Source organism: Ruegeria sp. BF12, assembly GCF_056538705.1.
In genome coordinates this window covers 220023-231246 of the sequence record NZ_JBQFTP010000002.1, presented here as the reverse complement: position 1 = coordinate 231246, position 11224 = coordinate 220023, and the positions used below count along the sequence as shown (strand labels likewise).

The 11224-nt window shown below is 57.6% G+C and carries 11 protein-coding genes and 1 tRNA gene; 2 read left to right on the top strand and 10 right to left on the bottom strand.

The window, feature by feature from the left end; all coding sequences use genetic code 11:
• Nucleotide 1 precedes the first annotated feature (1 nt).
• Genes ACR0J0_RS04035 through ACR0J0_RS04025 form a run of 3 tightly spaced genes read right to left on the bottom strand, consistent with a single transcriptional unit; the run spans nt 2 to nt 2156 of the window.
• Entirely contained in the window at nt 2-1006 is a 1005-nt protein-coding gene (locus ACR0J0_RS04035; RefSeq protein ID WP_480661422.1) for a GlxA family transcriptional regulator, read from the bottom strand.
• A gap of 43 nt (nt 1007-1049) precedes the next feature.
• Nucleotides 1050-1304, bottom strand: a complete 255-nt coding sequence (locus ACR0J0_RS04030) for a hypothetical protein (RefSeq protein ID WP_480661421.1) — start codon at nt 1302-1304, stop codon at nt 1050-1052.
• A gap of 3 nt (nt 1305-1307) precedes the next feature.
• Nucleotides 1308-2156 carry an alpha/beta fold hydrolase gene (locus ACR0J0_RS04025; protein WP_480661420.1) on the bottom strand — a complete coding sequence of 283 codons (849 nt, stop codon included), beginning with the start codon at nt 2154-2156 and terminating at the stop codon, nt 1308-1310.
• 106 nt (nt 2157-2262) lie between these two features.
• Between ACR0J0_RS04025 and ACR0J0_RS04020 the strand changes: the two genes are divergently transcribed.
• Nucleotides 2263-3132, top strand: a complete 870-nt coding sequence (locus ACR0J0_RS04020; RefSeq protein ID WP_480661419.1) for a LysR family transcriptional regulator — start codon at nt 2263-2265, stop codon at nt 3130-3132.
• A gap of 20 nt (nt 3133-3152) precedes the next feature.
• On the opposite strand, the gene ACR0J0_RS04015 is transcribed toward ACR0J0_RS04020, so the two are convergent.
• On the bottom strand, nt 3153-3773 hold the full coding sequence (locus ACR0J0_RS04015) for a YrbL family protein (protein WP_480661418.1): 621 nt from the start codon (nt 3771-3773) through the stop codon (nt 3153-3155).
• 243 nt (nt 3774-4016) lie between these two features.
• Nucleotides 4017-4694: a GntR family transcriptional regulator gene (locus ACR0J0_RS04010; RefSeq protein ID WP_480661417.1), complete on the bottom strand. Its 678-nt coding sequence runs from the start codon at nt 4692-4694 to the stop codon at nt 4017-4019.
• A 77-nt stretch (nt 4695-4771) separates the two neighbouring features.
• Here ACR0J0_RS04010 and ACR0J0_RS04005 point away from each other — a divergent pair, with 77 nt between their 5' ends.
• Nucleotides 4772-5836, top strand: coding sequence for an AbrB family transcriptional regulator (locus ACR0J0_RS04005; protein ID WP_480661416.1), 1065 nt, complete (start codon nt 4772-4774; stop codon nt 5834-5836).
• An 80-nt stretch (nt 5837-5916) separates the two neighbouring features.
• Here ACR0J0_RS04005 and ACR0J0_RS04000 read toward each other — a convergent pair.
• The 5 genes from ACR0J0_RS04000 to ACR0J0_RS03980 form a co-directional block, all read right to left on the bottom strand.
• Nucleotides 5917-6006 (bottom strand) — tRNA-Ser (locus tag ACR0J0_RS04000).
• 90 nt (nt 6007-6096) lie between these two features.
• On the bottom strand, nt 6097-8526 hold the full coding sequence (locus ACR0J0_RS03995; protein WP_480661415.1) for a DUF3772 domain-containing protein: 2430 nt from the start codon (nt 8524-8526) through the stop codon (nt 6097-6099).
• A complete protein-coding gene (locus ACR0J0_RS03990) occupies nt 8526-9560 on the bottom strand; it encodes a cysteine synthase A (protein ID WP_480661414.1) in 1035 nt (344 codons plus the stop codon). Before ACR0J0_RS03990 ends, ACR0J0_RS03995 begins: the two co-directional genes overlap by 1 nt.
• Before the next feature lie 69 nt (nt 9561-9629).
• Nucleotides 9630-10745, bottom strand: a complete 1116-nt coding sequence (locus ACR0J0_RS03985) for an NUDIX domain-containing protein (RefSeq protein WP_480661413.1) — start codon at nt 10743-10745, stop codon at nt 9630-9632.
• Between the two features lie 32 nt (nt 10746-10777).
• Nucleotides 10778-11218, bottom strand: coding sequence for a TrgA family protein (locus ACR0J0_RS03980; protein ID WP_480661412.1), 441 nt, complete (start codon nt 11216-11218; stop codon nt 10778-10780).
• Nucleotides 11219-11224: the final 6 nt, after the last annotated feature.

Below are 11224 nucleotides of genomic sequence, written 5' to 3'. Positions count from 1 at the left end.
CTCAGACCGACGGCAGCGGCGCATTATCCTCGACCCGGAACCGGTTGATTCGACGGCGATCTTCGCTGGGGCTCAACCCGAAGGCCGAGCGGTAATGCGTCACCAAAGGTGCAACGGACCCGTAACCGATCGCAGCTGCAATCTCTGCGATCGGGTCCTTGGTATAAACCACCATCTGCCGCGCCGCCTTCATGCGCATGGCGCGATAGTAGTGGCTGGGGCTCTGGCCTGTGGCCTGTTTGAACGCCCGCTCGACCTGTCGCGGTGTCACGCCTATCTGCAGAGCAACATCCGCAATCGAGATCGGCTCGCTCATTTGCCCGGCAAACAGCTCGACACAACGCGCGACCAGCGGCGGAAGGCTGTCACCAGTGTCCGGCGCGGTGGCAGCAGGTACCTGCTGACGGACCCCCGCTCCACGCATCATCGGATGCTGGAACCAACACGCGACTTCGTGGGCCACGTCACCACCCAGCCGCTCCTCGATCAGGTGCAGGGCCAGATCGAACCCGGCTGCTGCACCAGCCGCAGTGTAACGGGTGGCCGCTTTGACGATCACCTCGCTGCGGGCATCAATCTCGGGGAACTCGGCCAGGAATGCCGCCTCGTAACACCAATGCACCGAAACCGGGTGGCCATTCATCAACCCGGAGCGAACCAACGGAAATACGCCGCCGCTGATCCCGCCCAAAACGGTGCCGTGTCGCCCAAGGTTGCGCAATGCACCATTGCCGACATTTGCATTATCGAAGCCCGAAGTCGGGCTGCTAAGCAGGAACAGAATGTCCGCGTTTCTGCATTCGGCAAGAGGCCGTTCGGCCTCGAACCGGACTCCAGCGCTGGATCGGACCTTTTGCCCGTGCTCGGACACCAATGACCAGCAGAACGCCTCCTGCCCCGCGATCTCATTGGCCGCCCGCAAGGGTTCGATCACCGAAGTGAGGCAAGCCATGGGAAATCCGTCAAACAGCAAAAAGACGATTTCGATTCTGTTTTCCTTACGCATAGGGCTGTCCTAGCAGGATTTCCGCGCCAGCCCTATGCGAAGTTCATGCCCAACGGACCAACCCGATTATTGCTGAGGTCGCGTAAAACCCTTGCAGCAAGAGGAACGTCCAGCGGCGATCGATAACCGCCCAAGCGGCAAACAGCGCCGAGGACAACAGCAGTAAGGTAAAGCCCAACAATTCGGCCCCTATGTTCGAGGCGATCAGCAAGGCGTAGGCCATCGCCAAAACCGATCCGGTGATCTCGAACACGGTTGTCAGGTTACGTCGGTTGGGGGATTCAATTCGGTTGGTCATACCTCAACCCTTTCGCTTTAGAAAATCGACCAGCAACGCCGAGATCCGCTCGGGTTGATCCTCCATCGCGAAGTGGCCGCAGTCTTCCAACACGTGCAGTTCCGATCCGGGGATCGCTGCGTGCAGCTTGTGCGCCCAGTCCACTACTTGCCACGCATCGTCAGCGCCCCAAATCAACTGAACCGGCAGCGCGCCAAGTTCGCCGTAGCGCGGGGCAACATCATTGGTGTGATCCGGGGCGTAATGCCGGACCTGATGTTGAAACAGACTGCCCTGCCCAATCGGGCCACTAATGAAATCGAGGTAAGTTTCCAAAGACGTGTCCGCCAGCCGCTGCTTGTTCTGAACCGCCGAATACAACCAGTCCCGAAAATGCGCGCGATGATCGGCGTCCGAAGCCTTGATCAGCGACTCAAGCCCGGCCTGCATCTGCTGGTGCGTCCGTTCAGACGGCCAGCTGTCAAAACTGACGACATCGATCATGGTCAGGGACCGCACGCGCTGCGGCGATTGAAGCGCGAAACGCTGCGCCACACCGCCGCCGATGTCATGAGCGATAATGTGCAGATCATCCACGCCCCACAGGTCCAGCACCCCCTCAAGGATCGGTACCTGACCTGTCACCGACGTATCGACCTCCGGGTCCGAAGGTCGTTCGGACAGTCCATAGCCCAACAAATCGAACACAAGGACCCTATAACCCGCTGCCGTCAGTTCGGGCACGACGTTGCGCCAGATGAAGGACGAGGACGGCGTACCATGGATCAGAACGACGGGGTCTCCGTCACCGAAGGTTCCATTTGCAATGCGCGTGCCGTTGATCAGCGCGTGGTCTTTTACGAGGTGTTCCATGTCCAAGCTCCGCAATTTTGACTTTTCCTGTCAGTAGCCCAGCGTTACAATGTGACACAAATGAATGATTGGCATGTTCTGATCTTGATTTGTCATGGAGAAAAATATGGCCGAACGGTTGGAAATTGATGCGTTGCGTGCCCTTCTGGCCATCGCAAGCCATGGCGGAGTGACCCGCGCTGCCGAACATCTTGCACTGTCACAGTCGGCCGTGAGCCACAAAATCAGGCGGTTGGAACAAGCTTTAGACTGCGATCTGCTAGCGCGCCGTGCGGGAGCCCCGTTGTTTACTGATGCAGGCTTGCGCCTGTGCGACTACGCCCGCCGGATATGCGAACTGCACGACGAGGCGCTTGCTGGGTTGGGCAAGAAACCCATGGCAGGAGCCATTCGCCTCGGCATGACCGAGGACACTACCACCAGCGGCATCGCCCGCATTTTGGGTCGTTTCACCCGGTTATACCCAGACGTTCAGGTCCGCACGCGCACCAGCCAAAGCCTGAATGTCCAAAAGTGGCTGAAAGCCGGTGAACTTGATGTGGCCGTGATGCAGATCTTTCTTCGAGACGTCCTGCCGGACGATCTGATCTTGTTCGAGGACTCGCTGCATTGGGTCAAATCGCCGGATTTTCAGATGAAGCTGTCAGCGCCCGTTCCATTTCTTTCCTTCGACAGCCAATGCTTCTATCGGAAGTGGGGATTTGGCTTGCAGGGGCACAGGTTCGACAACGTTTTGGAATGCCCCAGCGCCGCCGGCATCCAATCCGCGGTGCGCTCAGGCTTGGGGGTCGCTTTGCTGAACGGGATACATGTCACGCCGGACATGGAGATGATCGACGGAGTCTTCCCTGCCCCTCCGACTATCGCATATGTCGCACGCATGCATGTCAAACGTCGAAACCCCGCCGCAATGGCGTTGATCCGCGAAGTCGGTCGAGAGGTCAACAGCACCAACCCCCTAAAGGCCGCCAGCTGAACCTGGCGGCTTGTGCGCCTTCAACCCAAAGCGAATTCCTTGGCCATGCGCGCCCGACGGCGCTGGATCGACTGACGGAAAGCCCAATCGGAAAATAGGGTGAGTGGTATCAAAACCCTTTCACCTACACCATCTATGACAACCAGCTTCCCGCTCCGCTCTTCCGCGCGAACGATATTGTCAAAGCTCAGGTCGCCAACAATGATCCGACCTCGTTCCAGGTCATCCATCAGTTCCAGAAACTCACTGTGCAGCTGCTTGCTCTTTTCCGGGTCGTTGAGCGCCGCCACACGTTCGGACTCAAGCGTCGGAGCCAGATCGCCATCAGGACCGGTCAGTTTTTCCACGATCAGCGCCGGGCCCAACGATGTGGCTGCGTATCCCATAAAATGCGCCAGCCGTTCAATTTCGGGACATTTGCGGTTTAACGCGGCCAGATACTCATTCGCTTCGCGGTTCCACTGGCGCAGATTGCCATATCGCCTTTCCGCAAAGCGCGGAACGGCATGATGGCGAACCGGCTCATCCACCCTGACCTTCAACAGCGCACAATCAATGGCCGGATGCTGGAAAATCCGGTAATTGCGGCTTGCGCGCAAAGGCTGAAAATCGCTCAGGTCGATCATGTCGTTTTTCTTCATGTGGTCAGACACTTGCCCCAGAAACAGCATTAGGTTTCAAATTGATAGATTTAATTTATCTTATTTGTTTTGGTAAACAACCTGCCGAGCGGAAAAATGAGCCCAGGACAAATTCAATAGGCGCATGTGCTCCTAATTGTGCGGCGAATTATGGCCGAAGTGCCAAGCCAATCGTCAATAAGTCCCGAGGCGGCGGATCCGGACTGCCGGATCTGCTAAAGTCCGAAAGATCCGCCCTTTTGATCATGTCTCGTCAATACCCCGATCACGTTCCTGCAATGCGCGAATACGCATTCGCTGGGCCGCGTGAATATGGGCGCGCATTGCCTGCTCTGCGGCAGCACCGTCCCGGGATTTCAAGGCTTCCATAACGGCGCGATGTTCGTCCACGGCTGCCTCGGCACGGTCGCTATCCAACAATTGAGACGGCCCCAGAATCAACAGCGCTTTTTGCAGCGACAGCATGGATTTGGAAAGGAAACGGTTCTTGGCCGCATCTAGCAATGTGGCGTGAAACACCCGGTTTATCCGCGCGGCCTCGGGGCCGGTGCCCGCTTCGGCCAGACGATCGTTCAGCGCGTTCAGCTCATCCAGCTCAACATCTGATGCCGCACGTGCCGCCAGTCTGGCCGCAGTGCCTTCGAGCACCGCGCGCATCTCATAAAGTTCCATGACTTCGGCATAACCAAGGCTGCGGACCGTCGCGCCCAGCCTGGGGATATGCGTCACCAACCCGTCGGCTTCAAGTTGCCGGATAGCCTCGCGCACCGGCGTTCGACTGACGCCAAGCCGTTCGGAAAGTTCGATTTCCCGCAGCCTGTCACCTGGCATCAATGTGCCTTCACGGACTTCATCCAGCAATCGCTGATAGGCCGAATTGCCCTGTGGACCGGGCTGCGTCGTCTCATCTTGAGTTTTCATCGTTCTCAATATTGCAAATCTCCTCGTCTTGTATACAATTGGATACACACGCGAGTCAACGGAAATGGAAGCCGTCTTTGTCCTCCCGAAACCCCATTCGAACTGCCCTGAGGCGGAAGTCGCTGACATTCGCGCTGGCCATTTTGGGAACGGCAATTTTCTGGGCGTTGAGCCTGCCCTTGCCGTTTCTGTTCGGCCCAATGTCTGCGTGTCTGATCGCGGCACTTTCGCATGCGCCGTTGCAGGGATTTGGACAGATCTCAATCGCTGCCAGAACCATCCTTGGCGTCGCTGTCGGTGCTTCGATCACACCAAGTCTGTTTGCCGAGCTGCCCAAGATGGCGGCGTCAATCATGCTGATCCCCTTCTTTATCATTCTGATTGCATTGGTCGGCGTACCGTTCTTCCGCAAAGTCTGGGGGTTTGACGACAAGACGGCGTTTTATGCGGCCATGCCGGGCGGATTGCAGGACATGATCATCTTTGGCACCGAGGCAGGCGCCAATCCACGTACACTATCCCTGATCCACGGAACACGGGTTCTGATCATCGTGACGCTGGCGCCCTTGTTCCTGACGGTGTTTTACGACGCCGAATTGACCAACCCGGTTGGTGAACCTGCCTCTGCCCTGCCCCTGCATGAGCTGCTGCTGATGGTTGTCGCGGCCATTGTAGGTTGGAAAGGCGGAGAGAAAATCGGGCTTTTCGGTGCCTCGATCCTTGGACCAATGATCTTGACGGCCGCGCTGTCGCTCGGAGATTTCATTCATACCCGACCTCCGCGGGAAGCGATCCTGTTGGCGCAGTTCTTCATCGGGTGCGAAATCGGCGTCAAATTTGTCGGCGTCACGTGGCCGGAACTCAGGCGTGTTGTCGCGGCGGGCGTGGCTTATGTTGTCGTTTTGGCCGTATTGGCCGCTGGATTTACGGCGGTGGTCACCACCCTCGGATTCGGGCGGCCGGTCGAAGCCTTTCTGGCGTTCGCGCCGGGCGGTCAGGCTGAAATGACGGTTTTGGCCATCGTGTCAGGTGCCGATCTGGGATTCGTTATCACCCACCATCTGACGCGCATCGTTCTGGTGATCATTGGCGCGCCAATCGTGGCCAATCTACTTCTGCGCTGGTCCAAGTCACGGGAATAGTCGTCCGCTCCACGATCATTCACGCAACAGCGCTGCTACCAAAAGCCAGCAGGCAGAAAACTAGAAAATTCTGGTGTGGGTGGCGGAGAGACAGGGATTCGAACCCTGGAGACGGTTTCCCGCCTACACACTTTCCAGGCGTGCGCCTTCGACCACTCGGCCACCTCTCCGTGCCGGCGATATTTGGACTATCGCCGGGGGATTTGCAAGGCCCGATTAGAGTGAAAATTCACCCCCAATCAAAAGCCTCGCAAACGGGGTCAGACCTCGTCACCGTCACCATCAGCCAAATCAGCCTCGGTCATCTCGACCGGCTCTGATGATGGATTCGCAGATGGCGAATCGTCGGTGCCCTTGCCGGGTTGGGTTTTGCTCGATTGTAGTGTCTCAGGATTGCGCAACCAGACATCGCGTTGGGCAAACGGGATCTCGATCCCTTCTTCGACAAAGCGGCGGTTGATCTCGTGGTTCATGTCGGACTTCACCGACAGAACCCAATTCACGTCCCGCAGAATGGCGCGAATTTCAAAGTCCAGCGAATCTGCACCGAAGCCTTGGAACACGACGCTGGGTGCCGGATTCGCCAGAACCATCGGGTGTGCATTTGCTATCTCGCCCAGGATTTTCTCCACCATCCGGGTATCGGTGCCATAGGCCACGCCCACTGGGACAATGACTCGCCCAATCGTGTTTCCGCGCGTGTAATTGGTGACCACACCGCTGATCAGGTCCGAGTTGGGAACGATCACGTCGGTTCGGTCAAACGTCTCGATCCGTGTGGACCGGACGGAGATATCACGGACATAGCCCATCATCCCGTTCACATCGATCCAGTCGCCCTTCGAGATCGGGCGCTCGACCAGAAGAATGATGCCGGACACGAAATTCGACACGATGGTCTGCAGACCAAAGCCGATACCAACCGACAAGGCACCTGCGACGATCGCCAGTGACGACAGGTTGAAACCGGCAATCGTGATTGCCACCAAAGCCGCGATGAAAATACCGACATACCCGGTACCTGCCACAATCGCGTTCTGTCCGCCCGGATCAATGCTGGTCTTCGGAAGCAGCGAATTTCGCAATCCGCTTTGCAACATCCGCGTCAGGCCGTAGCCGACAGCGAAAATGGCAAGGAAAGTAAAGAAATTGGTGGGCGAGATCGTCACACCGCCGATGTCAAAACCCTGCAGCAGGCGCGACCAGACCTCTTGCAGATCGGTTTTTCGCGCCCCCCAGTACAGGGCGAGGATCGGCATGGCCAGAATAGCCATGGCGAAACCGATGAGCACCGAAAACAGTGAGTCCTTCGCCTTATCGCCCTGCCCGCTGAGCCATCCGTAAACGGATGTCAGGAAGCGTTGGACAATTACCAACGCCGCAATCAGGACCAGCGACCTAACGGCGGGGAAAACAATGGCTTCGGCTGCGTTCGTATAGCCCAGAATCGCCAGGATCGGGCTGGCGATACCAAGGAAGAACAAGGCCCGGCGAATGAACTCGACCAGTTGGCTGAACCCGGCGGCGCGCGCCGTTGCGGATGGTTCGTCCGCGTCGACCGGGATATCCACACTTCTGACCCGGCGAACACGCAACAAAAGCAGCGCGGTGGCGATAATGACCGGAAAGGCGACGACGGCACGCGTTGCGTCCGAGATATTCTCGATCTGTTCGAACAGATTCACCAGTTCATGCAGGATCAGGAAGGCTGCCAACAAGTCGAGGTAAACACGCAGTTCAGTTACTTTCTGCCGGGACAGCTTTTGGAATCCCTGTGCCTCTTGCAGCACATAAACCTGCCGGCCGATCCAGTCGTAATAGAGAATAATCGCGGCCCAGTACGGAACGTTCTCCATAAGCAGCGTACCACGCAGCCCCAGAACTCCGGTCAGAACGATGGCTTCGACCAGCAACCAGACCCCCAGCCAGGGCAACAGAATACGCAGCAAAGAGGTCAGGAACGACCAGACACCGCTTCCCTGCCCGCCCAAGCCCCGCAGGTATTCGCCGGCGGCTTCCGACCAACGCTTGCCAAAAAACAGCAAAATGCCTGCAACGACGACCAGAAACAGAATACCCAAACCGCGGTCGCGCAACCGCTCATGCACTACGTCGGTTTTCAGATTTCGGTGCGCCTCGTTAAACAGAGACCGCGCGGCTTCGTTTACGTCCACCCAGGCCGGACCCCAATGGATCGGGTTCAATGGGGATGGACCACGCTCTAACAACTCTTTTGTCTGGCGATCACGAAGCAGCTGATCGATCTCGAAAATCAGGCCATTGGCTCGGCTGAATGCCTCTTCCGATATAATTCTCGGGACAGCCAGGCTATTGAGCTGCTCATCCAGGTGTTTGCGAAGAGTGGCAATATCCTCGGGCTCGGTCGCGTCGCCTTCCGGTTCGGGTCCAAGCGCCTTGATCTGGTTTTCCAGCGTCTGGATACGTTCGGTGTTCAAGCCGCGCGCTTTGTTGAAATCTTCCCTGTAATCATTGATTTCAGCCCGCAAGTTCTCGAGCGATGCATTCGAGGCGCGATTGGCCTCGATAACCGTCTCGGCCCGGTTCGCCGTTTTAACCCACCCTTGGTAGTACTCGCTTTGTCGGTCAGTAAGCTGGGCAGCCACAGGGCCGCCCAGTATGGCAAAACATACTGCGATCAGAGTTACGAACAGGCGAGCCTGCCGCAGCATCATACGTCCTCGAACACGCCGGGAATGCTTCGCGGGGCCTCGGTCATCCAGTCGGGAACCGGCAGTTCTTTTTCCCGCAGGAACTCGGGGTTGAACAGCTTGGACTGATAGCGGGTGCCGTAGTCGCACAGGATGGTCACAATGGTGTGGCCCGGCCCCAGATCCTTGGCCAGACGCACCGCGCCCGCCATGTTGATCGCCGTCGAACCGCCCATGACCAGACCTTCTTCGCGCAGCAGGTCGAAGATGTAAGGAAGCGCCTCGTTGTCCGTCATCTGGTAGGCGAAATCCGGTTTGAACCCTTCCAGATTTTTGGTGATGCGCACCTGACCGATACCTTCCGCGATCGAGCCGCCCTCCATCGCGATCTCTCCGGTGGTGTAGTACGAGTACAGCCCCGCCCCCATCGGATCGACCAGACCAATCTTGACACCCTTGGGCTGCAATGCATCGGCCACACCAGCCAGCGTTCCGCCCGAACCAACGGCACAAACGAAACCGTCAACCTTTCCATCGGTCTGTTCCCAGATTTCGGGACCGGTGGTTTCAACATGCGCCTGACGGTTGGCAACGTTATCGAACTGGTTTGCCCAAATCGCGCCATTGGGTTCGGTCTGTGCCAGTTCCTCGGCCAGACGACGCGAGTAATGCACAAAGTTGTTGGGGTTGCGATAAGGCGCGGCCGGTACCTGTACCAGCTGGGCGCCAGCCAACCGCAGCATGTCCTTTTTCTCTTCGGACTGCGTTTCCGGAATGACGATGACGGTCTTGAATCCCATGGATGCACCGACCAGTGCCAGACCGATGCCAGTGTTGCCTGCCGTACCCTCGACAATGGTGCCGCCTGGTTTCAGGTCTCCACGCGCAATCGCATCGCGAATGATGTAGAGCGCGGCACGATCCTTGACCGATTGGCCCGGGTTCATGAATTCGGCCTTGCCGAGAATTTCGCACCCGGTCTCTTCACTGATGCGACGCAGCCGGATCAACGGTGTTTTTCCTACTGCGTCGGCAAGGTCTCGTGCAATGCGCATGGCGCCCTCATTTCATTACGGATCAACGCAGATTTACCTTTGCCGTGCGGCAACCACAAGCGGCGAAAGTCATCCACGCAGACGGTCGCGATGGCGCGCAAGCCAATGAGCCAGCGCCAAAAGCGGCAAATCCTTGAACCCGTGACTGTCCACCTGGTCTATGAAGCTTTCAAATGGCAGAATTTGCGTTCGAATATCCTCACCCTCGGTCGCCAGCCCGCCATCTTCGATAGTTTTGGTCAGATCGGCCAAACCGACATAGAGATACACATACTCGGTCGATGACCCGCTGGAGGTGTAGGCTCCACCGGCATCTTCCAGCCGGTCCAATATGATCTGGGCCTCTTCCTCGGCCTCTCGCAGCGCAGCTTGTTCCGGTGTTTCACCGGGATCGATCATTCCGGCGACAGGTTCCCACATCCAGGGTTCGGGGTCGTCGGCCAGAAAGATCGGCGTTCTGAACTGCTCGACCAAAAGCACGGTGTCCCGCACCGGGTCGTAGGGCAAAACAATCACGGCGCTGCCTTGCATCAAGCCACTTCGGTTCAGGGTTTTTCCCATCGACCCGTCGTGCTGACGATGCTGCAGCGCGATCTCTTCCATGCCAAAGTAGTCAATGTACGCGTGCGTATGGCTGTGGACGATGACATCCTTGGCTACATCCCTTGGATCACCCGTGGAACGCTTGCGCGCAGCCAGTTTGGCCCACGCGCGCGTTCGGATCGACGGAAAGCTGCGCGCAATCCTGTCGGCATCGACCCTGCCGTAATACGCCATGACTTCTTGCGCGGCGAGAACAGTCAACTCTCCCCATTCGTCCGCCCAATCCTGCAAAGACCACGGTTGATCCGGGGTCCAAAGACCGGGTTCGGGGTAAAACACGCTGGCTTGAGCCTTTGAGCGATCGGGCAAATCCACCGACTGAGGGCTGAGGTCGTAATCAAATCCGCCCTCATAAAAGATTAACCGCTTACGGTCCTCGTCGCTCAACCCCTTGACCAATAGACCCTGGGCGACTCCGCCATCTTCCCGCAAGATCATCGGAAACACCTGATCCTGCACGCCATAGACAGCGTGGTCGCTCAAAGATGCCTGGGATATGTCAAGTTGGGACGAGGCGCGCCCCAAAACAAGCTCGAGCAACGGCATATGCCGGAGCGTGCCGTAGAAAAACAGATCGGACACAGATAGAGACTTTCGGTTTTTGAATTACTGGATCAACGCCAGCGACGGCTGGCTTCTTCGGTAGCAAGGCCCGCAATCAGAGCACCGATCGCCAGCGTCCACAAGATCTCAGGCGCCAGCAATTGTTGGCCATATTCGATCCCGATCTGAAAAATGGCGATCAGCGCCTCGAACGGGCCGTCAAACCGATGCCGCATGGCCAGTCGGAACATTTCATAGACGCCCTGAACAAACAGGCCCCAGAACACCAGCGCCGCGATTCCTGTGAGCCCGTTGTTGACTGCAGCGGTCCAGCCCCGTCCGGCACGCTTGCCCATGATCCACCACCCGCAGACCAGGCCCAGGACCATGTTGACGTAAGTGAATGACCCGTAGGCCTTACCCTCTTCACCGTTCTCGATGACCATGCCCGAAACCAAAAACGCCACGACCAAAAGGCATACAGCGGCAATTAGACGTGCGGCACTGGGCATTAGGTG

Excerpts from the sequence above, each read along its gene's own strand:
- ACR0J0_RS04035 (WP_480661422.1), bottom strand. The coding sequence starts at position 1,006 with ATGCGTAAGGAAAACAGAATCGAAATCGTCTTTTTGCTGTTTGACGGA.
- ACR0J0_RS04030 (WP_480661421.1), bottom strand. The coding sequence starts at position 1,304 with ATGACCAACCGAATTGAATCCCCCAACCGACGTAACCTGACAACCGTG.
- ACR0J0_RS04025 (WP_480661420.1), bottom strand. The coding sequence starts at position 2,156 with ATGGAACACCTCGTAAAAGACCACGCGCTGATCAACGGCACGCGCATT.
- ACR0J0_RS04020 (WP_480661419.1), top strand. The coding sequence starts at position 2,263 with ATGGCCGAACGGTTGGAAATTGATGCGTTGCGTGCCCTTCTGGCCATC.
- ACR0J0_RS04015 (WP_480661418.1), bottom strand. The coding sequence starts at position 3,773 with ATGAAGAAAAACGACATGATCGACCTGAGCGATTTTCAGCCTTTGCGC.
- ACR0J0_RS04010 (WP_480661417.1), bottom strand. The coding sequence starts at position 4,694 with ATGAAAACTCAAGATGAGACGACGCAGCCCGGTCCACAGGGCAATTCG.
- ACR0J0_RS03995 (WP_480661415.1), bottom strand. The coding sequence starts at position 8,526 with ATGCTGCGGCAGGCTCGCCTGTTCGTAACTCTGATCGCAGTATGTTTT.
- ACR0J0_RS03990 (WP_480661414.1), bottom strand. The coding sequence starts at position 9,560 with ATGCGCATTGCACGAGACCTTGCCGACGCAGTAGGAAAAACACCGTTG.
- ACR0J0_RS03980 (WP_480661412.1), bottom strand. The coding sequence starts at position 11,218 with ATGCCCAGTGCCGCACGTCTAATTGCCGCTGTATGCCTTTTGGTCGTG.